29 protein-coding genes are annotated in these 23456 nt (G+C 43.4%); 12 read left to right on the forward strand and 17 right to left on the reverse strand.

Annotated features, from left to right (window positions below):
- Positions 1-83: 83 nt before the first annotated feature.
- The gene (locus IMZ31_RS19800) at positions 84-2027 is read right to left on the reverse strand and encodes an insertion element protein (protein WP_207529940.1); all 1944 of its coding nucleotides are present in this window, start codon (positions 2025-2027) and stop codon (positions 84-86) included.
- A complete protein-coding gene (locus tag IMZ31_RS19805; protein ID WP_207529941.1) occupies positions 2028-2270 on the reverse strand; it encodes a hypothetical protein in 243 nt (80 codons plus the stop codon).
- 349 nt (positions 2271-2619) lie between these two features.
- On the opposite strand from IMZ31_RS19805, the gene IMZ31_RS19810 reads away from it, so the two are divergent.
- On the forward strand, positions 2620-3039 hold the full coding sequence (locus tag IMZ31_RS19810) for a hypothetical protein (protein WP_207531259.1): 420 nt from the start codon (positions 2620-2622) through the stop codon (positions 3037-3039).
- 157 nt (positions 3040-3196) lie between these two features.
- On the opposite strand, the gene IMZ31_RS19815 is transcribed toward IMZ31_RS19810, so the two are convergent.
- The 3 genes from IMZ31_RS19815 to IMZ31_RS19825 form a co-directional block, all read right to left on the reverse strand.
- Positions 3197-3769, reverse strand: a complete 573-nt coding sequence (locus IMZ31_RS19815; RefSeq protein ID WP_207531260.1) for a hypothetical protein — start codon at positions 3767-3769, stop codon at positions 3197-3199.
- Between the two features lie 241 nt (positions 3770-4010).
- On the reverse strand, positions 4011-4277 hold the full coding sequence (locus tag IMZ31_RS19820) for a hypothetical protein (RefSeq protein WP_207531261.1): 267 nt from the start codon (positions 4275-4277) through the stop codon (positions 4011-4013).
- 93 nt (positions 4278-4370) lie between these two features.
- Positions 4371-4592: a hypothetical protein gene (locus IMZ31_RS19825; protein ID WP_207531262.1), complete on the reverse strand. Its 222-nt coding sequence runs from the start codon at positions 4590-4592 to the stop codon at positions 4371-4373.
- A 132-nt stretch (positions 4593-4724) separates the two neighbouring features.
- Between IMZ31_RS19825 and IMZ31_RS19830 the strand changes: the two genes are divergently transcribed.
- Positions 4725-5687, forward strand: a complete 963-nt coding sequence (locus IMZ31_RS19830) for a hypothetical protein (RefSeq protein ID WP_207531263.1) — start codon at positions 4725-4727, stop codon at positions 5685-5687.
- A gap of 33 nt (positions 5688-5720) precedes the next feature.
- On the opposite strand, the gene IMZ31_RS19835 is transcribed toward IMZ31_RS19830, so the two are convergent.
- Positions 5721-7118 carry an MDR family MFS transporter gene (locus IMZ31_RS19835; RefSeq protein WP_207531264.1) on the reverse strand — a complete coding sequence of 466 codons (1398 nt, stop codon included), beginning with the start codon at positions 7116-7118 and terminating at the stop codon, positions 5721-5723.
- Positions 7119-7228: 110 nt separating this feature from the next.
- On the opposite strand from IMZ31_RS19835, the gene IMZ31_RS19840 reads away from it, so the two are divergent.
- Positions 7229-8074 (forward strand): hypothetical protein, encoded by an 846-nt coding sequence (locus IMZ31_RS19840; protein WP_207531265.1) that lies wholly within the window; start codon positions 7229-7231, stop codon positions 8072-8074.
- A 52-nt stretch (positions 8075-8126) separates the two neighbouring features.
- Here IMZ31_RS19840 and IMZ31_RS19845 read toward each other — a convergent pair whose 3' ends face one another.
- Positions 8127-10112, reverse strand: a complete 1986-nt coding sequence (locus IMZ31_RS19845; RefSeq protein WP_207531266.1) for an ATP-dependent DNA helicase — start codon at positions 10110-10112, stop codon at positions 8127-8129.
- Positions 10113-10216: 104 nt separating this feature from the next.
- Between IMZ31_RS19845 and IMZ31_RS19850 the strand changes: the two genes are divergently transcribed.
- Complete coding sequence (locus tag IMZ31_RS19850; protein ID WP_242705751.1) at positions 10217-10816, forward strand: RDD family protein; 600 nt, start codon at positions 10217-10219, stop codon at positions 10814-10816.
- Positions 10817-10849: 33 nt separating this feature from the next.
- Here the strand turns inward: IMZ31_RS19850 and IMZ31_RS19855 are convergent, their stop codons facing one another.
- Together IMZ31_RS19855 and IMZ31_RS19860 are read right to left on the reverse strand one after the other, a co-directional pair.
- Positions 10850-11554: a hypothetical protein gene (locus IMZ31_RS19855; protein ID WP_207531268.1), complete on the reverse strand. Its 705-nt coding sequence runs from the start codon at positions 11552-11554 to the stop codon at positions 10850-10852.
- 106 nt (positions 11555-11660) lie between these two features.
- Positions 11661-11861, reverse strand: coding sequence for a cold-shock protein (locus tag IMZ31_RS19860; protein WP_207531269.1), 201 nt, complete (start codon positions 11859-11861; stop codon positions 11661-11663).
- 207 nt (positions 11862-12068) lie between these two features.
- Here IMZ31_RS19860 and IMZ31_RS19865 point away from each other — a divergent pair, with 207 nt between their 5' ends.
- The gene (locus IMZ31_RS19865; protein WP_207531270.1) at positions 12069-12296 is read left to right on the forward strand and encodes a hypothetical protein; all 228 of its coding nucleotides are present in this window, start codon (positions 12069-12071) and stop codon (positions 12294-12296) included.
- 199 nt (positions 12297-12495) lie between these two features.
- On the opposite strand, the gene IMZ31_RS24510 is transcribed toward IMZ31_RS19865, so the two are convergent.
- On the reverse strand, positions 12496-12591 hold the full coding sequence (locus tag IMZ31_RS24510; protein ID WP_242705752.1) for a putative holin-like toxin: 96 nt from the start codon (positions 12589-12591) through the stop codon (positions 12496-12498).
- A gap of 107 nt (positions 12592-12698) precedes the next feature.
- The gene (locus tag IMZ31_RS19870; protein ID WP_207531271.1) at positions 12699-13169 is read right to left on the reverse strand and encodes a hypothetical protein; all 471 of its coding nucleotides are present in this window, start codon (positions 13167-13169) and stop codon (positions 12699-12701) included.
- Positions 13170-13495: 326 nt separating this feature from the next.
- Here IMZ31_RS19870 and IMZ31_RS19875 point away from each other — a divergent pair, with 326 nt between their 5' ends.
- On the forward strand, positions 13496-14350 hold the full coding sequence (locus IMZ31_RS19875; protein WP_207531272.1) for a hypothetical protein: 855 nt from the start codon (positions 13496-13498) through the stop codon (positions 14348-14350).
- Between the two features lie 273 nt (positions 14351-14623).
- Here the strand turns inward: IMZ31_RS19875 and IMZ31_RS19880 are convergent, their stop codons facing one another.
- From IMZ31_RS19880 to IMZ31_RS19890, 3 genes are all read right to left on the reverse strand, one after another.
- The gene (locus IMZ31_RS19880; RefSeq protein WP_207531273.1) at positions 14624-15739 is read right to left on the reverse strand and encodes an RNA-guided endonuclease InsQ/TnpB family protein; all 1116 of its coding nucleotides are present in this window, start codon (positions 15737-15739) and stop codon (positions 14624-14626) included.
- 119 nt (positions 15740-15858) lie between these two features.
- The gene (locus tag IMZ31_RS19885; protein ID WP_207531274.1) at positions 15859-16107 is read right to left on the reverse strand and encodes a hypothetical protein; all 249 of its coding nucleotides are present in this window, start codon (positions 16105-16107) and stop codon (positions 15859-15861) included.
- Positions 16108-16321: 214 nt separating this feature from the next.
- Positions 16322-16546, reverse strand: coding sequence for a DUF3892 domain-containing protein (locus IMZ31_RS19890; protein WP_207531275.1), 225 nt, complete (start codon positions 16544-16546; stop codon positions 16322-16324).
- Between the two features lie 106 nt (positions 16547-16652).
- Between IMZ31_RS19890 and IMZ31_RS19895 the strand changes: the two genes are divergently transcribed.
- Together IMZ31_RS19895 and IMZ31_RS19900 are read left to right on the forward strand one after the other, a co-directional pair.
- Positions 16653-17036 carry a hypothetical protein gene (locus IMZ31_RS19895; protein WP_207531276.1) on the forward strand — a complete coding sequence of 128 codons (384 nt, stop codon included), beginning with the start codon at positions 16653-16655 and terminating at the stop codon, positions 17034-17036.
- Between the two features lie 72 nt (positions 17037-17108).
- Entirely contained in the window at positions 17109-17885 is a 777-nt protein-coding gene (locus tag IMZ31_RS19900; protein ID WP_207531277.1) for a hypothetical protein, read from the forward strand.
- Positions 17886-17948: 63 nt separating this feature from the next.
- On the opposite strand, the gene IMZ31_RS19905 is transcribed toward IMZ31_RS19900, so the two are convergent.
- A complete protein-coding gene (locus IMZ31_RS19905) occupies positions 17949-20237 on the reverse strand; it encodes a hypothetical protein (protein WP_207531278.1) in 2289 nt (762 codons plus the stop codon).
- 170 nt (positions 20238-20407) lie between these two features.
- Between IMZ31_RS19905 and IMZ31_RS19910 the strand changes: the two genes are divergently transcribed.
- Positions 20408-20707 carry a hypothetical protein gene (locus tag IMZ31_RS19910; protein ID WP_207531279.1) on the forward strand — a complete coding sequence of 100 codons (300 nt, stop codon included), beginning with the start codon at positions 20408-20410 and terminating at the stop codon, positions 20705-20707.
- A gap of 110 nt (positions 20708-20817) precedes the next feature.
- Positions 20818-21021: a hypothetical protein gene (locus tag IMZ31_RS19915; protein ID WP_207531280.1), complete on the forward strand. Its 204-nt coding sequence runs from the start codon at positions 20818-20820 to the stop codon at positions 21019-21021.
- Here the strand turns inward: IMZ31_RS19915 and IMZ31_RS19920 are convergent.
- Positions 20984-21529, reverse strand: a complete 546-nt coding sequence (locus tag IMZ31_RS19920; protein WP_207531281.1) for a hypothetical protein — start codon at positions 21527-21529, stop codon at positions 20984-20986. The genes IMZ31_RS19915 and IMZ31_RS19920 overlap by 38 nt on opposite strands.
- Positions 21530-21608: 79 nt before the next feature.
- Here IMZ31_RS19920 and IMZ31_RS19925 point away from each other — a divergent pair, with 79 nt between their 5' ends.
- On the forward strand, positions 21609-22019 hold the full coding sequence (locus IMZ31_RS19925; protein WP_207531282.1) for a hypothetical protein: 411 nt from the start codon (positions 21609-21611) through the stop codon (positions 22017-22019).
- 130 nt (positions 22020-22149) lie between these two features.
- Here the strand turns inward: IMZ31_RS19925 and IMZ31_RS19930 are convergent, their stop codons facing one another.
- Positions 22150-22704, reverse strand: a complete 555-nt coding sequence (locus tag IMZ31_RS19930; RefSeq protein WP_207531283.1) for a hypothetical protein — start codon at positions 22702-22704, stop codon at positions 22150-22152.
- A 112-nt stretch (positions 22705-22816) separates the two neighbouring features.
- Here IMZ31_RS19930 and IMZ31_RS19935 point away from each other — a divergent pair, with 112 nt between their 5' ends.
- Positions 22817-23128, forward strand: coding sequence for a PilZ domain-containing protein (locus tag IMZ31_RS19935; protein ID WP_207531284.1), 312 nt, complete (start codon positions 22817-22819; stop codon positions 23126-23128).
- The last annotated feature ends 328 nt before the right edge of the window (positions 23129-23456 follow it).

Raw genomic sequence — 23456 nt, forward strand, 5'->3', positions numbered from 1 at the left:
TAAACAAACGGGTGCTTTAGTTGAATAAGATAGTACCTAAGCCAAAAAGACCGATTGAGCAATCATTCGGTCTTTTTTTGTGCCTACTGCATATATATTATGTTGTTTATCGTATATTGCTTTTGAGCAATACCAAGACGCTGAGCAGGCGTTAATAAATCCTTTCCTACGCGAGTTTTGAAACAGAAGTTGTAATAGGTCCTTAGGATCGTCATCGCCATTTGAGCGTACTTGGGATTAAAATTGGAGTAAATATAGCTCTTGCCATCACCACGTGCTGTCGTGAGCGGTCTTTCAAGAATAGATAGACGTCTGCGTATCTGCTGTATAAAAGTGTTGGTGGCGTTATCATTGACGTTCATTATCATGTTGGCAATTTCTTTTGGTTCCAAAGCAGAAAGATTTGTCTTGCAGTCAACCCAGCGTCTACCTTTATCTATGGTGGCTAGCGGATGTTGAATAGGATTATCAGCGAATTCAAAATGTGTGCCCGTCAATGTCGTTACCTCTTTATGAAAACAGTGGTGTTGAAACAATTCTTCTAGTTGTAAAAACGCAAGTTTCTTCAAAGAGTTTGTATCGTAGTCTCGTTTGCTCCCCCAATCCAGCAAATCCAATCTAGCCTCAACAAATTCTTCACGAGCTTGCTTTCTTGTTTTTGTTTTATCTGCTTGGCAGAGAAAATGATGGGCATCCGATTGTTTTATCTCTTTTGCGAAGACACGGTTTATCGACGTTGCGATAGATGAGTCATCATCTGTAACGAATCGCCATTCTTGAGCATTTACAAGCTGTTTGATGAGCCACAGATGAGCGATGGTGGTGTAAGTAGCCCCTACTTGGAGTCCGTCCATGTATTGAGATCTACGGTCAAACCTGGACATCTCAGCACGAAATTGTGCATCATCCTGGGTATCATTGGTTGTCGGTGGCTGCGGAAAGTGAGAATACCTTGGGAATCGAGCGTTCTTTTTCGCAAATTCATTGAGATGGTCCTCTTTTTGTAACACTGTGTCTAACGCTACGTCTCCAAGTGATATCGTCCAATCATAAGCTACATCCGAACGGAAAACATACCGACTATGAACGTCAGATGATACTACCACATTTGTAGGAAATTGACTTTCTTCTACATCACTATAATGACTTCCGCCCATACCTTTTTGACGAACGTTGTTAAGAAAGTAGGTCATCTTATCAGTATTAATCCACGCCTCCGTAAACACCTTCTTTTGAAGTTGCTTTGTTTCGTGTCTTTCTAAGAATTCCAAGCATCTGCGATAGAGAAATTCCAGCTTGTCATAGTAGGTGCCTCTCCCTATCTCTAAGATCTCGCAAGTTCTTGTGATCGGAACTCTGCTTAATAACAACCTCATAAACAAGGGCAATATGTCGCTCCTTTGTTGGTGATAAGTGATAGCTTGCCTCCCTTTGGGCAGGACGTTTGTGAATTTCTTACATGTTTTACATTGATAGCGTTTTGATTTCGCTTTGCTGGTACCTCTTTTATAGAATTCTTTCGGGTTATGAGAAGGTGTGGTCCCATAAACGGCGCAGTCCTCTTTATGGAAGGTATAATGTGGCTCTTGCTCTCGAACAGAATTGATACGAACTAATCGTTCAATTTCTTCTGCTATTGACCAGTTGGATAGAGTGTTGGTATAACATCCTAGTACAGCCCCGCCTTTATATCCAGTGGGAGCATCATTGCATTTAATGGATTTTTCTGTCCCTGATCCTGTTAAACGATATCGGCTGGATTTTCTTTTGGTCTCGAACTTCACTTGAGATGTTCCGTGCCATAAGCAATATGGATTCCCGCAATGGTTGTATTGAATTTGGTGTTCGATTCCATGTAACCTAAATCGAATAGGCTGATACAATAACTCACTATGCCTTGTACCAAATTGCTTGGGAGTCAGTCGTTGATAATCTCTGTTTCGGTTTTCAATTTCAGCAATGGTAAGAGGAGAAAGAATGTTCATTACGTTATCTTCTTTGGTAGCGAGACGTTTGAAGGTTGCCATTTACTTCGCCACAACCCTATCTTCTATATCAAGCTGTTGAATGAGTCTGCGATTGTTTCGTTTGCTATCAATCCACTCAATAAAATCTTCATCCTCCAGGATATTTAGGAGGAATTCATTCACAATTTCGCTTTCGGTATGTTCCGTGTACTCAGCATAACTTTTCACGACTGCCCTAGCCCGTTCAGATATCAACCAATCAACGTTTTCTGAGTTTAAGTTCTTCGGTTTAATAAACTTCATTTATCACCGCTCCTATTAATTTCGCACTAAGATTAGTATAACCAATTCGCATACGTTTTAGCACCCCAATTCACAGGAGTCTGTTGGCTAGCAGACTCCTGCGAATTGTATTGCGAAATATAGTGCGAATCTGCGTGCGAATATAGCAAAAACCCTTTAATATCAGGAAAAACAAGAGGTCCAATTCCTATGCGAATTGGACCTCTATTTGGTGTGTTATTCTATTGTTTGTGCTCCAAAACCGAACCCGTTAAGGGCCCCTTTGCTTTTTTCTTATGCCATTTTGTCATAGGACAATTCTCTCGACTCATACGGTATAGGGTCAACTCACAAGATAGGAGTGTTCTTATTGGGTATTGATATCCGACTAGTCGAGGGGAAAAATAATCGCATGATTGCAGGTCTCAGGAGCTCGTACAAAGAAGATGCATTGGACAATGTTCTTCTTGCGAGTATCGGGAAAGGGCTTGCGCACGTCATCGAAATCAAAGAAAATCAGGATCGTGTGAAAATGGTCAGCGAAAGGGATATTATAGAAGCTATTCAACGTTTAGAGGAAATGATAGAAGAAGTAAAAAAAACGAACGTTTCTTCGCTTTCTACAAAACGAATGGTCCTCGTAAGCTTTTTGCGAAAGCTTATCGGTCCTCCGATTGAAGAAACGGTCCCGTTTCATAAGGAACGATGCCTGGAAGAATTAAACGATGTAAAAGCGTTTCTCGAACAGGCGCTTTCCTTGCATGAACCCGTTTTCTATTATTCAGCATAAAGAGCAGGGAGGCGTTTGGCCTCTCTGCTCTTTCTATTGAAAATCCTGGAAATCATTGTGGTTGTGTTTCGCTCGGTGAAGAAGAAGCAATCCCCCAAACAGATACACGAAAATCATCCAATCACCTCCTGTTTTTGTGACCCTATCATACATTCAGTTATTCCTTCTCTTTATTCTTCCTTTTTCTACGAGTGGGATCGTGAATGGTTTCAGGTTCCGATTTGTATTGATACAGCACAAAAGGATTTTGAAACAGGATCAGGAAGAGTTTTCGAGTGAGAGAAAACGAGAATAGGTTGCACAGATTGCTCGTTGTGACAATCAGCGATGGAACAAGGGCAGTCAAACGTCGCCAGGGAGCAAGCGTGCCTATACGTGTGCAGAAGGAGTCTTCGTTCAGTCGGTTTAAGGTCATGGTTCGTCCAAGGATTCGTTTATCAGGGTACCTTTCTTCCAATTCCTGAACCGCTCCATGACGAAACCCTAGTACCGTTTCCCCTCTGTACCAATGAAAGAACCATACGGGATTGTAATGGATTTCAATCGCTTCACCCTTCCGCCAATAGGAGTACACATAACAATCGTTCAGCCGCTTCTTGTTTAGTCTGAATCGAACAAGATTGATCCCTGTAATAAAACACCCGATTGCTGTTAGAGCCAGTAACACATCAGGGTTCACCAACAGAAATAGGATCATTCCTGCATCTCCTATTCCAAATAATCGTTTCACACCACCGCCTCCTCCCTTCATCCTCTAAAGCAAAAAGAAACAGCCTGAAGGCTGTTTCTTTCCTCAGTCATAAAACCCTGTTTCTTCTAATTCCTCTGTGTTCAGGATCATCCCCATCCCTCCCCTTTGAATCTCCATTTAGAAAGCGGATGGATAAATCCTGCTATGAAAAAAAGTTCCGCATCAGAGTGAGGGAACTTTAAAAAGCTTCATAATTTCGTATGTTTAACAATCTAGGAGCTTAATAGCGAGTGGCGTAAAACATCCCTTTTAATATAAGAAGAAGCTCTTCCACATAACACCCGTTTGTCACATGCTCATCGTTTTGAAACAGTGACCAGCCAGATCCTGAACCGTTTTCAATCACCATGTACTTCTTTTTATTCATGGTGATACGGATAACAGGGTTGTCATGAGGGTCCATGTCCAACCTGAATGTGTCGAAGTGATCCACTTCAAACAACGTGTCTACCAGCTGATCAAAGTTACAAGAAAGTGTCATTTCCATAGTCATTCCTCCTAAGGATTGTTGTGATCGTTATAGAGGAATATGGAGGGTTGTCAATCGTTTTCGAATGGATGTTTAAACCCCATTCATTCCCTAACAGGTTTGGACGGTGATCACAATGAGTCCGATCATCCCCAGGACCAATCCATAGGAAAAAAAATGAAACAGAAAAGCAGGTACGGTAAATTCGCGTTTTGGTTTCAGCCGATCTGTCAGTTCTTCCTCATATGTTTTTGCGTCCATTATAAGAAGATGTAACGGGTGCATGGCGAAATATATAAATGCGCGGCAAACAGTCGCTATGGCACGAAACATTTAAATCCCTCCCTTATTTTTCTTTTACCCATTCACGGAAAAAAGGAGGAACCCTTTAAACAACCTATCGCCCTTTTTTCTTGACTTCTATCTGTTTTTCTTCATATTACGGGGATACGGGGGTGACGGAAGATGAAAAAGTGGCTTTTACCGATCACTGTAACGGGCGTTCTTTTTCTGGCGGGATGCTCTGAACCAGAAAGTGCGCAGTGGGTTAATGATGACTACCAGTCGACGGGTTCTGGAAAAACGTCCACAGACCAGCCCGTTTCTGCGGAAATCGATCATGACGGAGCAAAAGAAGAATTTGATACCCTTTATAACACCTACACGTCTATCGAAAAATCCCGTTATAAGAGGACGTTGACTGCGAAAGTGGACGATATGATTGAAGATCGCATGAGTGATGTGGAGCGGGCAACGTTTATAAAGGATATCAATAGCGGACTGAGGACTTGGGATGTGATGGAGGACCAGAAGAAAGGGTGGGTTGAAATGATCCATTATACGCAAAACGCATACAACCCCCAAACGAAAAACCATCTGTTTTATGATAAGAACACAGGTGTTGTTTTATATACCTACAACAGCGACAACTTCAGGAAGTTCAAAGAACCATACAGGAGTTTTGGAGAATTCGGCTCGAAAACATGGGTTGAACTCCATCCGCCTGGAAATTCTATCCCTACTGAACGCATCCTTACCCCTTTTAATCTGGAAGAAACGAAAGCAACAGATTATACATACGCCCCACTCACCTATGATGAGCGCGCAAACGGGGCTCATAAAAAAGCAGGGGTCACTTCTGTACCCCTGTCCCTTGAATTCCTGTTTAAAACGGCACTCTCTCAATATGGGCACCTCGTGTTTAAAGAGGCTTCCATGTACTTTACATCTGACAAAAACGGAAACCTTTTGACCCACACGATCCTTTATGATGTTATTCTTACCCATTCAAAAGGAAAAGCGTCCGTTACCATTAAAGACACGGTTCGTTTTACAAGCATCGGGAAAGACCCCCAATTCACCTACCACAAGAGCCATAAAATCACGTCTTTTGACGAATTGCAAACTTACCTCGAATCCCTGAAATAAAGCCGAGCCACTGAGGTTCGGCTTTATTGTGTTTTATGGATGGATGCGACCTTTTCCTATCGTTAAGCTCATAAAACAACCCACGCAGATAAATATCGACCCCATCAGGAACACAGATGTATAAGCCTCAAGCCAGCACTCCCTCAAAAAGGAGGTAGGGGCATGCAAGAGGGAGTGGAAAATATCGTCTGGATGGAACGCTGGAAGTTGGTACGTGAGAGCCTGGTTCATCCTGGCGTTGAGAAGCGTAATGCCCACAGTCCCGCCAATCTGACGAAAAAACATGGAAGATGAGGTCACAGCTCCTAGCACTTCAGGAGGAAATTCATTTTGAAGAACGATGGTAAGAGTCGGCATAACCATCCCCATTCCGAAACCGAGCAGGATCATAATTCCGTAGATGGCTTCAGAGGTTGTATCTGTATGAATTGTGGTCATCAGGAAAAACCCAGCCGCGATCAAAACCATTCCCGTTACAAGGACCGCTCTGTATGAAAGGAGGAGCAGCAAACGCCCTCCAAGAATGCTTGCCAGGATCAGAGAGATCATCATCGGCGTCATGGTTGAACCTGCCTTCGTAGCCGAAACACCATAAATCGCCTGCATAAGCATCGGAACAAAAAGGATCGCCCCGAACATTCCAAGGCCAAGCATAAACCCGAGCCCATTCGCGACCGTGTAGACGCGGTTTTTAAAAAGAGAAAAATCTAAAATCGGTTCCTTCGCTTTTCGTTCAACCAAGAACAATAAAAGGAAACTGCCTGCACTCGGCAACAGCCACATCCAATCCTCAAAAGTAAGCGCAACAAGAAGACCTATAACCCCAGAGGATAACGTCACAATCCCAAGATAGTCAATCGCTGGTTTATGGGCAGGGGCTATGGCTTCATGTTTATACCCGTTCCATATTAAAAAGGCTGATAAAAGTCCAAATGGGATATTGATCCAAAAAATAGAATGCCAGCTTATCGCATCAACCAAAAACCCGCCAATCAACGGACCGATGACAGAACTTATCCCAAATACCGCTCCAAATACGCCCTGCCATTTCGCCCGTTCTTTCGGGCTGAACAAGTCCCCTACGATCGTTTGAGAAAGAGGCATCAGCATCCCGCCACCCACGCCTTGCATAGCCCTGTACAGAATCAGTTCCTCCATCGAATCCGATGTCCCACAGAGAGCCGATGAGGCGACGAAAAGAATCATCCCCGCCATATACAGGGATCTTCTCCCGTATTGATCGGCTAATTTCCCAACAATCGGCGTAACGGTAGTCGAGGCAATCATATACGCTGTTGTCACCCATGCAAACACTTCAAAACCGTTTAATTCTCCAATAATAGTCGGCATCGCCGTTCCTACAATTGTTTGTTCAAGCGAACTGAAAAATAACCCAAGAATAAGACCTGATAGTACAATATTTCGTTTCATAGCATCCCTCTTTTTGTTAATTTTATATTTTTATATATTTTATCTATTTACCCTTCACTTTTAGATGATTAAAATATATAAAATTTATTTATTAACAGATCGGAGGCGCCATGAATATACACGAAGCATTAAAACAGTTTAAGTTTGAAATGGAACATGCGATTACGTCTGGCGCCTTCAATGGCAAAAAGAAAAAAAATGGGTTAGAGGCCAAACGTGCTCTCATTTGTTCTGAACGTTTGATTCATTTAATCCATGATGCCGTTAAGCACGATTTCATGCGCCAGGGGATTCCTTCCTCCTACATAACGCCTGGATACAAGGAAACAAAAAGAGAGATTACACTAACGGGGGAGTTTAAACAAAAGAGGCAGGATGTTGTCATCATCCCGCCATTGAAACCGTGTCCTGAAAAAATCACCTGGGGTCCGATGGCCCATCTCGATAAAACGGATGTTTTCGGCAAAGTTCTTAGTGAGAAAATGCTTTCCATCAATATCAGAAGTCAAATGAGCTCTTTATCAAAAAATATGGACACGCTCCTAGAGAGAACGGTAGCCGAGAGTTTAAATCTTCACAGAAGGCTCGAGTCGCTTGTAATGGGCGAAGTATATTTGATCCCGACGCATGAATATGATCCAGAAGCGATGAAGCAGTTTCAGGTGTCTTTTCACCATAAAAGAACCCCTCTTGAACGATACATCAGTTTTTTTAACTCGATCAATCATCGCAAAAAGAAGAATGAACCACACCACTACTATGAGCGGTGTTGTTTAATGATTGTTGATTTTAATCGTTCCGTCCCCAAACTATATCAATCAACTGATGAATTAAAACGAGACGGACTCATCGATCCCCATTTCTCCGTTGATATGAAAGACCTCGATTATAACCACTTTACCTATGATTTATTAAATACGTACCACGACCGTCACCACCTCTCTCACCTTTCATAAAACGGCTCTAACGCCCTCGTTATATCGGTATACCAGCACAAAAAAGAGCAGATTATCTCTGCTCCCGTTGATCCTCATAAAACCCTTTAATGTCGTCCATATCGGACGTTATTTTTATGCCGTTTTCCAAAAACACGTTTAGAAAAGATGTCATATAACGAACCCGATTATCAAGGATATGGAACGTTCCGTAATCCCTGCTCGTTCTGATTAATCGGCCAAAAGCCTGTTCATAACGGACCAGCGCCTCCCAGCTTGAGTACGGGTGTTCTTTATTTAAGAGTTGCTGTATGGGATGAGTGGGGACGGAAAAAGGCAAGCGGGTTAAGATGACTTGCGATAAACTTTCCCCCTTCAGATCAATCCCTTCAAAATAACCAAGTGTTCCAAATAAGACGGAACGAACACCAGGGTCCTCAAAACTCCTCATCACATCGCGGTGATTGGTTTTTTGTTGAATCCAGATTTCCACATCCTTGTCTTTTGCGTTCGGCAGTCTGCGTATCCGATCGCTCAACAATCCCTGCATTCGTTTCATAAGGCTTTCGTTCGTAAACAGGACAAAACTTTTCAGTTCTCCCGCACCAAGAATCTCCAATATATAGGATTCGAGCTTTTGTTCATAGTCGCTCCGCTTCGGATCCACATCTTCTGCCAGATGGACCATAGTCTGGCTTTTTAGCGGGAACGGAGACGGCAGCACGACCTCGTCATCAAGCGAGACTCGAAGCCGCGAAGCATAAGCGTCGATGGTTCCCTCCTCAGCCAGGGTCCCTGACGTTAGCAGACACCCTTTTGTAAACGGAGTCGGGATAGAAGAAAGGGAAGACGGGCTCACTTTCAGAAACACCGATTCCCCCCGCCTCTCTGCCCACAAAACACCTTTTGGGTTCGCCTGATGGGTGAGGGCAATAAACTCTTTTAGATCCATAAGCTTAGAGTACCAGCCTTTTCGTTCTTCTTTATACGCATCATTGTTTTTCTGTTCGTCCGTTTCTACCGTATTGAGGTACGTGCGAATCATATGAGAATGCCAGCTCATAAGCCCTTTCAGGATATCCTCCGCTTCATGCAGCGGAATCCTCAGATCTTTCAACAGGGCCGTCTTGTCCCTCATCCGTTCATGGAGTGCTTCTTCAAGTCTGGCAAAAAGGAGAAAGCGGTCATCTTCCAAAAAGTAGGTCTTCCATTTATCGATGAGGGTTTCCTCGCTCCCGTATTTCTTGGAAAGCGATGCCCCGTGCTCAAGCCAGTCTTTGATCTTTCCTGTCGCAAGTTCAAATGTGTAGGTACTCATCAATACGCCCTCTAATTTGTGAGCTTCGTCAAACACAAAGTAGTTCTGCTTGCTCCAGGGGTCAACAAAATAGAAACGCCTCAGAAACAACGAATGATTCAAAATGACGACATCTTTATCATGTAGCCCATTATAAGAGGAGAAATAGGAACACGCTCTGTGGAAAGGGCATTCTCGTTTCGTACATCCCTCCACCTTCGCAAGTTCCCACTCTGAAGCGCTAAATGGAACACCCAACCCTTGTCTTGTCCACTCCCTGTTCCCTTCTAGTCGTTTTTCTACTGCTTTTCGTTTTGATTCTTTAAAGAGAGGTTCATTCTCCCCGAATCGCTTGGCGCAAAAGAAGTTGTTTACCCCTTTCAAGACAGTATAACGAGGGACTGTCCTCCCTTTTCCTTCCCGTTCATCGATGCGTTTAAATAGATCGATTCCAAGCTCCAGATCTTTTACAAACTGGTCCTGCAAATTCAGCGTGAAGGTGGAAATGGTGATCGTGAAGTCAGGGTCTTCCAATTTTACAGCAATAAACGGAATCACATACCCTAGCGACTTCCCTGTTCCTGTCGGGGCATGCACCGCTACTTTCTTTCCTTCTTTCATGCTTTTATATACGGTTTCCCACATCTGTCGTTGTTCGTTTCGCTCTTCATATTGGGGAAATTTATTCTTCAGTTCGTCAATCACCTTATGTAAGTAGTTCAAAAGGATCCCTCCGTCGCAAACGTTTCCGTATTGTAGCATGGTTTCTCCTTCTTGTTGCGTGTCGAAAACGAGAAAAAAATGATTTATGCCCTTTTTATGGAATGGGTAAATGGAAACGAATGAAAAAAAAGGGAGTGATACATGTGGAAGAAAGAGAAGCTGTTGGGTTTTGGCCGCGTTTAGCCGCAAATATATTGGATGGTCTCATTCTCGGTGTCCCGTTGATGATTCTATCGGTGATTTTATATGGGGGGCTCGATCCCGTTAAAGTGGAAAACGACCCGACGTATACATGGGGAGGAAATATTACGGATGTGATTAGTTTTTTGTATGCGCTGCTCTTGCCTGTTTTTTGGAAGGGGTATGTGATCGGGAAGCGGATTTTAGGTATCCGTATTGTTCAGAAAACAGGAGAAAACGTCACCATTATCACGATGCTTTTACGGAATGTCGTCGGGGGGCTGGTTTACGGATTGCCTGTCTTAATCGGGATCGTGGTTGGGGCTGGCATGATCGGGGGGAGTTTATTCTCCATGAATCCTTCTGTTATGCTGGAGGAAGATCTGGCACTTAAATTTTTCTTCGCCGTAGTGATCGGAGCAGCAGGAAGCCTGATGTTGTTGCTGACAAGCGCCATTATGGTTGGTGTTCGCGAGGATAAACGATCGATCCACGATCTGATTGCTGGAACATATGTAACGTACAAAACGCCACATGATGAAGTGGAAATCAAATCAGAATAAATAAAGGTGGGAGCAACCGCGCTCCCACCTTTTTCAGGCCCCTTTTTGCTCTTTATTTTTCTCATTGTCGATATAGACGGCGATAGCTTCATATATTTCAAAAGGGGTAATCATTTCCTCGTCTTTCCAGTAAAGACCACCCTTTTCCTTATACGAGCTTCCGTTCACAGTGAAAGATAAAGATTCCTTCCCTTTCAACAGAAGGTAAAAACCCTGAAGCAACGAACGATCGCGCAGCAGCCTTGTATAAAGAGGAGATTCCAGCCCTTTCAGACACCCGAGACAAAGGGGCTGCAATTCGCTTTCGATCCGCAGGAAAAATTGAAACGTTTTAGCTGTGTAAGAGTCTTCACAAGTCGTGCAGCGCGCTTTTGCTTCTGAGATGATCCTCATTTCAACAGCCCTCTCTCGGTACCAGATCCGACGGAGATCATCGGTTTCCTGAAATTCACTCGGCGTCCACGTGGATTCGTTTACATTTTCGATGTAGGCTTCGTATTCGAAAATATCTGAAAACGTCACAGAATCGCTCATATCAGCGCCCAACGTGTCTTTGAAGCGTTCCCGAAACGATTTCATTTCCTGTTCTTCTCCACCCACACCTACGACAACGTTGTAAGAAGGGAATGTGAGAGGCGTCCACTGGTAAGGGGTAATCGTTTCCTTGTACGTCTGTTCTAGGTCTTTCAGTGTGATGTTTGCTTCTTTCATTTTTTGAACGAGTTGTTTTGTGTTCATTATCATAGTCCTTTCTTTTTGTGCTACTGCCTATTTTATGAAAGGGGCGTCACGATATGAATGCACAAAAAAAGCTCCCAGGAAAGGGAGCTGCCAACTTTGCATATTACGCCTTTGTTACGTTCGCTGCCTGAGGACCACGATCGCCTTCAACGATTTCAAACGTAACCGCCTGGCCCTCATCTAGTGTTTTGAAGCCTTCATCTTGAATTGCAGAGTAGTGAACGAACACATCCTCGCCGCCTTCTTGCTCAATAAAGCCAAAACCTTTTGTTGCATTAAACCATTTTACTGTACCGTTTAACATAAAAATTCCTCCTCGAATCTTTCCATTCCTAGACTTGCAATTTTCGTTCACTCTCTGTTTTCTTCCGAACTACAACTGCTGTCTGTAATATAGCATGAGGGTTTCCGAAAAAGAAGATGGTTCTCTTAAAAGTTTTTTCTTTTTTTCGACAGATTGTTTTATCCTCCGCCTATAATAAGAAAAACGAGATCCAGAGGAGGAATTCCGATGGCTAACATGAGTTACTGCCGTTTTGAAAACACAAAAAGAGATGTGGAAGATTGTCTGGACGCAGTTCGTGATGGGGACATTGCTTCACAGCATGAATTAGAAAAAGCAAAAGGCATGTTCGAAGATATTCTCTTATTCCTTCAGGCGAACGGCATTATCGATGATTATGACGGGGATGAGCTTCACGAAACACTACAAGCAGGATTCGAAGAAGAGGACGAGTGAAATAGTAAAAGCACACACTGTGTGCTTTTTTCTCCTTTATGTACCAATCATATTTGCGTTCAGTTTTCATATAGTATATACTAAAGACAGAAAAAGGCATCCGTGCTGCTAACACGAATGCCACAACAGTTTCTGCAAGAAAGCAGTGGCTCGGTCATAAAAAGAACCTCACCCGTCGTTTCTCATGCGCAGGGTGGGGTTACTTTTTTTTGCTATTTGATAGTGCGACGCCTATTACGGTTGCGACAAGTGTTCCAAAAAGAATAATTGTTTGCAACGCTTCGAACGTAACCATAGGGATCACCCCCTTTCATGTAGGGGATGCCACTACCACCCTGCTTCAACTGTTCCTTTTATTATGCCACAATTCGCCAAAGATCGCAAAATGCGGTTACGCGCACATCATTCGGAAGGACGGTTTTCGATTTTCCGCCTTAAATCTTCTCCTATCATGTCCAACGTACAGTCTTCGTGGAAAATCATCATTTGATATGGAAGTCCGTTGTACGGATGCTCCTCTGAAAGCTGATTCCAAATTCTCCTAATGTACGGTTCCGTAACCGATAGTTCCTCTGCCATTTCTTCCAACATGGCTTTTGGCTTCACTCCAGTGCCGATAATCTTATCCTTCATAATCAGAAACAGAATATCGTTCACATCGGGTCCTTCCCCTTTCTCGCTTATAAGATACGAATAGGTCATTTGGTGCCGATCGCTTTCTAACAGACTTTCGAAACGGAATTTCACCGTATCAGAGGGCTGGTTGTATTTCAGAGCTACATGCCGTCTTGCCTGGTTTTTCTTCGCGCCTCGAATCATGGAAATGGCGTATTCTCTTAGTATTGTTTCATCATCAGGATAGGTGTTTGTCATCCTCATTCACTCCTTTCGTGTTTACGTCCCAAAGTGTAGGGGACTGTGTCCAGCAAAAGATAGGAGTAATCATTCCCATGGTTGACTGTTTTTTCTTGTTTTAGAAGGGAAAACATGGTAAATGCCGTGATTTTCGAACGGAGCGTCTGGAGGTTTTGCTCCTTTTTCTTCAAATTTATTCGTATTTCTTAAAGGTTTTTTTTAGAAGGGTGCCAGAAAAACCGATTTTTTTGATGCGTTTTTTATGCCGCCTTCCATGTTTTTCTTGTTTTCTGCTTCGTTTGAAGCTACACTACGTTCAAAATGTGGAAACAGGAGGAACGACAATGGGAATGTTTGATACGTTTATCGGATGGGTCGTGTGCCCGTTTTGTGATTCTTATATAAAAACAGAAGTCCAATCAAAATCTTACGAAAGGCTTATGAACCGCTACCACCAGGGGGATTGGGTTACGAACACACCTGAAGCGTATGAAATTTTGGAACACGATGCCATCACGTGTGACTGCTGCGAAGAATCTTTCGACGTAACTGTGATCGGTTATCAGGGGCACGTTTATGGATTTTCAAACGAGTCGCCCGAAAACTGGGAAAGCACACTAGACGAATGGGAGAACGATACGGTAACGATACGCGTATCTAAGAAAGATCTGGAGAGAGAATTCGATGAAGTCATCCAAAAAATAGAGACCCGCCTTAAAGACACTTCCAATAATCTGGACGTTAGAACAAAAGAATCAATCCCCCGTTCCCCTTCCCTTTGCCGCGTTCCTCACTATGTAGAACATCCGACGGAACGTTTCAAAAAAGGAGACCGTTGTTATTACGATAACCGAACGAGCCACAACCAGTTATGGAAGCTTCACGATACACCTGCCGTCATTTTGGATGCTAGATTCAAAGAAGAAAGAGGGAGTTATCACTATACCATCAACTTGGATGGCGTCATCATTGAAGATGTAGAAGAGAAGCAACTTTGGAGCGAGAACAGGCGAAACCAGTATCTAACCCATATCGAATCCCTGCGCAACGACTTTTTGGAAGCGTATGATCGCCAATTGAATCCCCATAAGAAGCCAGTCGTTTTTGGGCCCATAAGATTAAAGATCAAATATAGCAAGCACGAATTGATCCAGATCATGAAAGAACGTGGGGAATTGCCTCAGGATTTCACGTTATAAACTGCGTTTTCCCTTATTTGTATTCCCCTTCTAAAGCCGAGACCCCTGCGGGTCGCATTCACGGAAGGGGAATGTTTATTGAAATACCTGGAATGCTTTTTCAATTTTGCTCAAGAACCAGTGGAGTCAACTACCCCCACCAAATCAGAGATTTGGAAGGGGCTTGTAACTGCTCAGTGGTACGGACGCTTTCGCTCCCACCTTTTATCGTTCCTATTTGGAACGTAGCGTTACAATAGGGTGGTTGACAACACCCCTATCGGTTCAGACATGCTAAACCGATACTTCAGAAAGGTACTGTATTCCCTTAGCCCGAAGATTCATGGCTCCGATACGGTCGTCATTTGATCGGTATTCACAGGTTTTGCACTGGAAAAGGTGTCGCTTTTTATCTCGATTCCCTTTTTCGGTATGACCGCATTTTGGGCATTGCTGACTTGTATATTTCGGATCCACCAGGATCATTTTAGCGTTCTGCTGTTTTGCTTTGTATTCGATCATGGTACGAAGCTGCGCGTAGGACCAGGATACGCTGACATAGCGATCCTTTTTACGCACGTTTTCCGTGGCGTTACGAACGCCGTCTAAATCCTCTAAAACGATTAAGCTGCCTTCTCCAGCGTTAGCCACGAGTGCCTTTGATACACAGTGATTCGTATCTGTGATCCAACGGTTTTCTCGTGAGCCAATCTGTTTTAATCTTCGTCTGGAAGAGGGCGTTTGCCTCTTCTGGAGGTTTTGGCGTAGTTTCTTGTAGTGACCGCGTTTATTTTTGATGGCTTTCCCGCTAAAGAACAGGGTTTTGTCCTTGGAGTCAAAGGTAACTGCCAGGAAATTTAAACCGAGATCAACACCCACCACATTACGAATGGCGGTTTCATCCACGTCTTGGATTTCTGTTGTCATGGGAATGTGCAGATAAAATTTGTTCTTTTTAAAGACGAGTTTAGCCGTTCCAAACGACCAGGATCCGTCGAAAAAGCGCTCCATCCCGTCCGTTTTGGCGGAAACTTTAATCCTTCCATAGAGGGTATTCAAAGAGAACAACCCTTTTACAAGCGAGTAGTCCCGATTCCAAACGAGATCGTATTCAGACTTTTTAAAAACGGCTCTTGTGTCTTTGATCCCGTTCGATTGCATCGATTTATACTTTGATATGACGGTTTTCATCACGCTTTGTGCCATTTGAGATTTTAATCCGTAGTCTTTTCTTAGAGGAAGGTAGGTTTTCTCGTGAAGTTTAGCCTGAACGAGTTCACCTGTTTGATAAACCACCTCAGACGTATAATTTAAGCCTTTTTTGATGGCGCGAACGGTCGAAATTAGCTTTTCTTTCTCTTCATCTGTTGGATTGATTTTAATTTTGGCGGTTAACGTCAACTCACTCATCTTCTGATCTCCTTTTCACTATTGGATACTCTTAATATATGCTAGTGAAAAGGTGGGTATACATCCCTTTTAATTATTTTCTTAAAGAGATTAAAAAAACGAATTCCTCCCCCACCAAATCAAGATTTGGAAGGGGTATCCTTCGCTAACGTCGATGAAAGAAACGTCCCTCCTGTCCAGCCTACCAAAAACCCTAGCGCTCCCAGCCATTTCTTCTTTGTCAAACCTATGATCAGGGCCACGACCACGCCAACGACCAAAACGATCGGGAGAGCAAATACAACAACAGGGAAAAAGAACAAAACAGGAAGTAACGGTATAACCAGGCCAACCAAAGCGAAAATCATACACTGTCCCCATTTATTCACATCACATCGCCTCCTCTTTCCCAACTCTTATCACATATTCAGGATAAAAGGGAAGAAAGGAGACCTATTCGTCGTTTTCGTCAGTACTGAAGAATCCATGCCACAACCCCACCCCTATCAGGAATACCGAAACGCCTATCATGCTATATACAATCATTTTGTCCCCCCCTTCAGAGAATACGACAAAAAGCGAGCCCGACAGGCTCGCTTTTTGTTAAAACGTTGGCAAATGGTCTAAATTGTTTTCTGTTGTATCATCAGGGTTGGAGCGAAGAGTCTTGTGCCCATTTCTGGTCCCTCCCGTATTCACCCCTTTTAGATTTCCGCTTTCTGTTTCGGCGATGGCCTCCTCAATCGATAACTCACGACCGCTCGCCGTCTGAACAGCTGTAATGTCTCCTTCAGAGTTTTTTTGTACCGCTTTGATGGTTTCTTTCATGGTGTATCGCCTCCTTATTCCCATTATGAGTTGTTTCAGGAGAAGTCATCCCTCTTTTTCTATGGTAAGTATTGCTATACTACGTGAAAAAGGGGAGGTGGGATCGTTGAGGAAATGGGGGGAGTGCGTATCTCTGAAAAATGTAAACGGAGCGTGGTGCAAGGAACGCGAGTACAAATTTTTACTCGTTCCTCTCAGGCCTTTGTATGCTTTAGAACAAGAAAAATGGCTTTATGAACTGCACGAGCACGGAATGGGGGTCATTGTTTATTCACCGCTTCCAAAAGAAGTTGTGGATCTCTTTTGTAACAAACACAAGATTGTAGGAGTTTCATTGAATACCCTCCCTTTACATAAGGCTATCAAACAAGAACTAATTTACAAAGGTTTAAACCCCTCCACCACAGGGATGCTGGCGCAAAACGCGAGGGAATGGATCACTGCTTATCGGTTAGGTATCAGCGTGAATCTTCTTAAACGAAGAGGATGACGCCCACAAGGGTTTCTCTTTCTTTTTTTGGAATAGTAGCGTACAAAATGGAACGTTAAAGGAGGAACACATATGGATTACGTCATTGGAGATACCCCTTGTAAGACGTGTACACGAACTACAAGATTTTTGCTCGAGTACGGGGAGGGGGAGGAAGAAAACACCTTTTCGCTGGAAGGAGACAGGGTAAACAGACCTTTATCCCCTCAAAACATTTCCTGTGATCATTGCGGGGAGGTGAATACGGTTGTCCCTCACGTCGAAAGTGAATGGTTGGTCGGATTTTACACAGAAGGAGGAGTCCCGCCAACTTCGGCCAGAAATCGAAAACAACAGGAATTGAACGGGACCCTCCCCTATTTTGAAGAACGATTCCAAACACCTTTTGGCGCTCATCCTTTTCTGAGCGGATCTTCGTTTACCGTACAAAATAAACAATGGAGGGTGCTGCGATCGTTTATTGTGGAATACGTGGAGGAAGATATCAGCGTCAGAACAGAGAGTGATGCTAAAGATTATTACCTGTACGAAGTTGAGAATGAGGGCGAACAACGATGGATCACCGTATGGGAAGAAAAAGGAGAAAATGGTATTCTCTCATTGGACCAGCCTAAACTTATGGAAAAAGAAAAAATGGCGCTCATTGAAAAGAAAGGGAGTCAAAGAACCCTTTTATTCAAAAGCCAACCTCAGGAAGAGCAGCGAATCGAAGCCTATCAGATGCGGCATGGCGCAGAACTGATCATCCGAAACAGCAAAGAGGAAACCCTGGCCCGCATTTTCAGAAGCAGCTACGACGAACTGTTAAACGCTTACCAGCAGCTTGTAGAAGAAGCTAAAAACGTATAAACCCCTCTTTTCATACTTGAATAGGTTCAGAAAAAAACTGAGAGATGACGCTCTCAGTTTTTATTATTTGTTTCCAACGCCTGTGCTCATGCCTGATACAGAGAATTGTTTTTCGAAATAATATGGATTGTTGTCGTTCGACCAGGATGCATATCCAAAAACATCAGCTGGCGGAAGCCAGTTGTGGTTCGGCATCGTGATGGTTGATTTAGACGGATAGGTTATCGAGAAACCGACAGATGGGTTTGTACGCCAATAATCAGCAGGGATCGGACATCCTGATGCTAAATGGTCCACCGATGAACAATCATCAATGGTGACTTCAATTTGATGATAAAGCTCATCCCAGTGTGAGTATCCGCTGTCTCTGAGGATTTCCGCTGTATCCTGGAAGCTGGCTGTGACGGTTGCTTTTTCGTTATGACCAGCTCGTTTGAATTCAAAGAGTCCTTTACCAAGACTGAACTCTCCTCCCCAGTTTACAACATTTGTCCAATCCTCTTTGGCGTTTCTTCCAAAAGGATTTTTTCCGTTATCTGACCACACAACATAGGCGGAGTATTGGACCTGTTCATCCGTTTTGACGACCGTTTTTGGCGCCTTTCCGTTTTCATTTCGGATCTCAATATCCGCTAACTGATGAGCCCAAAGGGTTCCTGTTCGTTTCGTCTGCCCGTAATCAGGTGTTCCGTAAGGAATATTGTCGTGGAAATATCGGACCGTTATGTTATTGTACCCATCTTCTGGAATTCGGTGATCAAGTCCAGATTCAGGCATGTTCGTATGATACGATTTTTGAACAGGGTACTCTCCCGATTGCTCCCAGTATACTTCAGGAGCCGTCGTCACATTTTTAACGGTATCATCATCAAAGGTAGCGGTAGCTTTAAAGTCATACCAGTTCCCTGTGATAAAATCCACAGAACTCCAAACATCGTTCGAATTTAATGAAACCGTTTTATTGGTGTATTGATTACCCGTTGACAGGAAACCACCATTTGTGGTGAGTTGAAGAGATTTGATCCCTACATGCTGAACGGATAAGGTATCTTTTTTCACTGTCCCCGAACCGTCCTTTAACCACTTGTTTTCATATTGTTTATAGGAACCAGGGTAATACTGGCACGTGATGGTATAGGTTCTGGAGTCAGGGTCCACTGGATAGAAAACATTCGCACCACCAGATGTATGCTTCACGCCGTCAGGGGATCTGTAACCCTTTTTAGCCCAGTCTTCTCCAATATAATTGTATGGAGAAGAAGACCAAATGTCATTTTTGCCCGTGCTCGGATCTGTTTTATTCGTTATGTTTAAAGATGAATCGTCGTAAAACGTAGCCCTGCACGTATACGTGTTGCGTTCTCCCGTATAGGAAGTGGAAGGTCCTGATATTTCCACACTCTTCACATAGACACGCGTGGTGCATGCTTCATCGCTGTATCCGTTCTCTTTATAGGTGTAACATACCTCGCGCGTGGTCTTTCCTCCTGAGTCTTTGGATAGGGATAAGCTCGAAGTACAGTCTCTTGTTGCTCCGTTTCCGTATGTTTTCACGCAGCTGAATTCTGGAAGGGGTTCCCCTTGCTTCGTTTTAGAGTCTGTGACGCGGACATTAACATCGTTAACAAAGTAGGTGTAATGGGTCTGATAACTGCTCGAAACACCAGAAGAATAATACTTCACCCTGTGCGATACAGTCCCTTTGTCGGCAGATATGGATGAAGTTTGAAGATTTTTATCACACGGCTCTGTTACCGTTGCTCCGCCCTCTTCCGTTATTTCCACCCTGACTTTATCCCCTACTTCTAAATCGGGATGTTTGTTCACTTCTCTCGCTCCATGTATCGCGATGGCTACATAATCACTTTTTAATTTAAATGAACCACTTTTGGCATAAGGGAGAATCTCTTCTACTTCACCGTAATAGTATCTTGTTTGTGATAAATATACGTTGCGGGTCATGTCTACTATCGCATACATAGACCAGTAGTTCTTTGATTTTGAAGTTCCCCAGTAGCTCGAATCATAGAGGATGGTGTCATTGTTTGTTATTTTTCTGTTAATGTCGTCGGCCTCATGTTTTTTCCCAGATGAGTAGTAATAGTCGTGGTAGCGGAATGAATAGACGATTTCGGTTGGCTCCTTTCCACTTTTTGTGCTGTACCCAAAGTAAGGCTGCCAAGACGTTTTCGTAGCGTTCCCGTAGCCATATCTATAATTGCTGTCAGGAACAGAACAACTCCCGTACCATGTTACATCAGAAGCCGCTCCTGCCTGTTTCGGAGTTAGCAAAAAAGCATAAAATAAAATGGGTATCATTACGAAAAACCATAAACGAGTTCTTTTTTTCACATCGTCCCCCTCCCTTTTTTCTGAGCGTTCCCCTGCGCATTTTTATAAAGATATTCGATTACCGCTTAAAGTCAAGAAAGGTTTTGGCAATGTTTTAGAGGAATCAGGTTCTTTTTCACCGACGGGGTTCCCTTCATGCTAAAATGAAATCATAAAAAGGGGGGATGCGTATGTTAAAACCAAAAGATATGGCAGGAATCATCGAGGAAACTCCTGCTGTTGTTTCAGGTTACGCAAGAGATATGGAAGAAAAACGACTCATCCTATTCCCGCGTACGCCGCTTGGTTCTTATCTTTTCAAGGAAGAACACGTCCCTCTTTTTGTCGAATATAAACAAATGCTTCATTTCTTTGGACGTAAGCAGGAAGCCCTTCAAATGTTGGAGAGCCATATCACAATCGAAAAAGAAGCAAAAAGACCAGACTGGTTTCGATATATCGACAGCACCAAAGATGAGCTCCCCCTCTAAGGAACGCTTCAACCTTTATCCGCCCATAGAAAAAACGCAAGGATTCCCTTCGCGTTTTTTTCATATGAGCGCGTGTCCCTGCATAGGGTAATAGTAGAGGTGATGAAATCGTGATCAAAGGATATGTCCATGAAAACGATCGACCTGTTCCGATTACGTGGGAAAGAGAAACAGCCAAGTATGTCTACAACGCACGAAAAGTTTACCAACATAACAAAGAACTAATCCGAGATAAGCGCCTGTATGACGATAAAATCGCTAAAAAAGAAATCCATCTTATACGTGTTGATTCTCGTAAACAAAATTTTGGATAGTTTTATAGATGTTTGACGTCTCGCCCCCTAGAAATAGGGGGATTTTCTTTTTGTATGTCTCTGAATACCCGTATCCATACAGCATATACGAGACCGATACATTTCCTTCTACCGTGTAAACGGTTATGTCTTCATCAAATCGTTCCCCTGCTTCATAAGGGTCCACTTCTTCCCCGTAGAACAAAACGATTTTTTGCTGTGAAATCCACTGTTGAACTTTCTTTTCCCTCTCTTTTGTATAAGGCTCATGAAACGGAATGAGAATAAAACGGGTAGAGATGTCATCTTCCCATGATGCCACGTCCACCGAAACCTCACCGTCTGATTGAAATCCCTTCTCCTCCCCTATGACCGAGATCGTAATCGGTTCCAATCCATCTTTTGCCACCTCTGTGATGGGCGTCATTTCTTCTTGTGGAACTTTCTCCTCTGCCACCTGATGAGAGGACCAATACCAAAACCCAACAGCTGCTGTTACAATGGCAGCTACTACCCAGACCTTTTTCACACGATCGCCTCCTTTATCCGATTCATATTAAAGGGACGCTTCGTAATGTCAAGAAAAGGGAGGGGGAGGGGGGAGAGTGATGAAATATACGAACTTGTTTTTTTGCGAAAGCGGATCTTGTTCCTGGAAACAGACTGCGGTCGAGGGGGATGGATGGGTGGCTTGTCAATGCTCTTCTTGTCATGACATTTCCTCATATAAAATGAGCACAGCCTACGCGCTTCAGTGCAAAGGTTGCGGTGGTCGGGTTCCGATTCAGGCTGATGAACCGTTACATGAAAAAGCTTCTTGCGAATCGTGTGGGTTAGACGGAGATGTAGCGTATACAGACGGGATGGATGGGCTGTTTTCGCTGGAAAAAATGGAGGGATACGTATGTTATTCCTGTCACGAGCCAAACCACTCAGATGATGATCATCTTCATTGCCCGCGCTGCCGATCAAAGGTCAAACGAAAAATGAGCACGTTTTGGGAAGGCGAAATGGAGTGAAAAAACGCCAGGAGCATGAACGTTTCCTAGGCGTTTTTTTTATCAATTGCATAATCGTGATAGTGAGGATAGGGGGATGGGCAGGATCTGAAAACCTATTTCCACAAATCAAGAAACAAACAGGACGAGTCTATGATTCTTCATTATCCTGGCCCCCTTTATTCTTCTTTGGTTTCATAGGAGGCTTTCCGTTCAGTCGTTTTCGGAAGACATCCTTTTCAATCTGGCAATCGATGCAAAGAACTTTTCCTTTCAGGTCTTTCGTTTCATCCCAGCCTCCTTCTCCCCTTCCCCACTCGTTGATCTGGTCGTACCGATCTTGCGGCATCGTTTTCTTACACTGGCTGCACGCTGGTTTCTTTCGCTTCGGGGGCTTTTTTCGTTCCGTCTTTTCTTGTTTAGCCGTTTCATGCCCTTTTTCGGCCCGTTCCCGACTGATGTATCCCTCATTTTCTTTCTCATAAATTTTCCGCCATGCATATTTGTACGCTTCTTTATAGATACGCCGATCGCCCTCAAATCGCTTAACCGTTTCACGGCCCTTGTTGTTGTTCCCAAGAAATCCTTCACGGAGAATAACCTGAACGTGATTGTAATGCACTTTTAAAACGGATACGGAGAAAAATTTGAAAACATTCTTTTTAAAATCAAGGTACACCAACGACTTCTGGATTTCCTCTTTCATAGATCTCACCTCTCCCTCAAGTCTCCTTATTATAGGGAGGCAAAAAAAATAGTCAATTTTCTTCCCCCAATACCTCCCCTCCTCTACACTACAAAAAAGGAGGGATTGCCCCATGAATAACCGATCGTTCTTTCGGTTGCGCCTGCCCTTTGTCGATGTTGAAATCCTTTCAGATGGACATGCAACAACAGCCAGAATGAAGGATATCAGCGGAGGAGGGGTTCTTCTTCAAACGTCGCTTCATTACCGCGGGCCCGTCACCCTTTTGTTTCAGATCGAGAAGGAGGCGTTTCGCTTTCAAGCGGTGCCTGTTCGTTCCGTTAACGGAGAATGTGCGTTTCAGTTCCAGGCTCTTCAGGAGGAAGAAAGAAGGCGACTCATGAAATGCCTGATTCGTATGGATGCAATCAGAAGAAAAAAATGACGGGAAGCGAGAGGGATTTTTGTATCCATCCCTTTTTTTATTGCATGACAAATTTGTTCTAAACATGAAAAAAGATAAAACTGTCAGTTTTATATGCTAAAATACAAGAACAAAGCAACTAAACATATAAACCGAAAACACTAGTTAAGAGAGGAATATGAACATGAAAAACGTGATTTTAGGGGGGAAGATCCATGAGAAACCTGTCCCCATTATCGATTTAATCAAAAGCAACGAAGAGCATTACGGCGTTGTTTTAGAAGGAGAACTATTTGATGTATCAGAACGAGGGCCCTTCAAGAACGGGAATCGTTTGTATGAAGGATCC

It is taken from the genome of Pontibacillus sp. ALD_SL1, from assembly GCF_017355605.1.

Excerpts from the sequence above, each read along its gene's own strand:
- IMZ31_RS19800 (WP_207529940.1), bottom strand. The coding sequence starts at position 2,027 with ATGGCAACCTTCAAACGTCTCGCTACCAAAGAAGATAACGTAATGAAC.
- IMZ31_RS19805 (WP_207529941.1), bottom strand. The coding sequence starts at position 2,270 with ATGAAGTTTATTAAACCGAAGAACTTAAACTCAGAAAACGTTGATTGG.
- IMZ31_RS19820 (WP_207531261.1), bottom strand. The coding sequence starts at position 4,277 with ATGGAAATGACACTTTCTTGTAACTTTGATCAGCTGGTAGACACGTTG.
- IMZ31_RS19825 (WP_207531262.1), bottom strand. The coding sequence starts at position 4,592 with ATGTTTCGTGCCATAGCGACTGTTTGCCGCGCATTTATATATTTCGCC.
- IMZ31_RS19830 (WP_207531263.1), top strand. The coding sequence starts at position 4,725 with ATGAAAAAGTGGCTTTTACCGATCACTGTAACGGGCGTTCTTTTTCTG.
- IMZ31_RS19835 (WP_207531264.1), bottom strand. The coding sequence starts at position 7,118 with ATGAAACGAAATATTGTACTATCAGGTCTTATTCTTGGGTTATTTTTC.
- IMZ31_RS19840 (WP_207531265.1), top strand. The coding sequence starts at position 7,229 with ATGAATATACACGAAGCATTAAAACAGTTTAAGTTTGAAATGGAACAT.
- IMZ31_RS19845 (WP_207531266.1), bottom strand. The coding sequence starts at position 10,112 with ATGCTACAATACGGAAACGTTTGCGACGGAGGGATCCTTTTGAACTAC.
- IMZ31_RS19855 (WP_207531268.1), bottom strand. The coding sequence starts at position 11,554 with ATGAACACAAAACAACTCGTTCAAAAAATGAAAGAAGCAAACATCACA.
- IMZ31_RS19860 (WP_207531269.1), bottom strand. The coding sequence starts at position 11,861 with ATGTTAAACGGTACAGTAAAATGGTTTAATGCAACAAAAGGTTTTGGC.
- IMZ31_RS19865 (WP_207531270.1), top strand. The coding sequence starts at position 12,069 with ATGGCTAACATGAGTTACTGCCGTTTTGAAAACACAAAAAGAGATGTG.
- IMZ31_RS24510 (WP_242705752.1), bottom strand. The coding sequence starts at position 12,591 with ATGGTTACGTTCGAAGCGTTGCAAACAATTATTCTTTTTGGAACACTT.
- IMZ31_RS19870 (WP_207531271.1), bottom strand. The coding sequence starts at position 13,169 with ATGACAAACACCTATCCTGATGATGAAACAATACTAAGAGAATACGCC.
- IMZ31_RS19875 (WP_207531272.1), top strand. The coding sequence starts at position 13,496 with ATGGGAATGTTTGATACGTTTATCGGATGGGTCGTGTGCCCGTTTTGT.
- IMZ31_RS19880 (WP_207531273.1), bottom strand. The coding sequence starts at position 15,739 with ATGAGTGAGTTGACGTTAACCGCCAAAATTAAAATCAATCCAACAGAT.
- IMZ31_RS19890 (WP_207531275.1), bottom strand. The coding sequence starts at position 16,546 with ATGAAAGAAACCATCAAAGCGGTACAAAAAAACTCTGAAGGAGACATT.
- IMZ31_RS19900 (WP_207531277.1), top strand. The coding sequence starts at position 17,109 with ATGGATTACGTCATTGGAGATACCCCTTGTAAGACGTGTACACGAACT.
- IMZ31_RS19910 (WP_207531279.1), top strand. The coding sequence starts at position 20,408 with ATGTTAAAACCAAAAGATATGGCAGGAATCATCGAGGAAACTCCTGCT.
- IMZ31_RS19925 (WP_207531282.1), top strand. The coding sequence starts at position 21,609 with ATGAAATATACGAACTTGTTTTTTTGCGAAAGCGGATCTTGTTCCTGG.
- IMZ31_RS19930 (WP_207531283.1), bottom strand. The coding sequence starts at position 22,704 with ATGAAAGAGGAAATCCAGAAGTCGTTGGTGTACCTTGATTTTAAAAAG.
- IMZ31_RS19935 (WP_207531284.1), top strand. The coding sequence starts at position 22,817 with ATGAATAACCGATCGTTCTTTCGGTTGCGCCTGCCCTTTGTCGATGTT.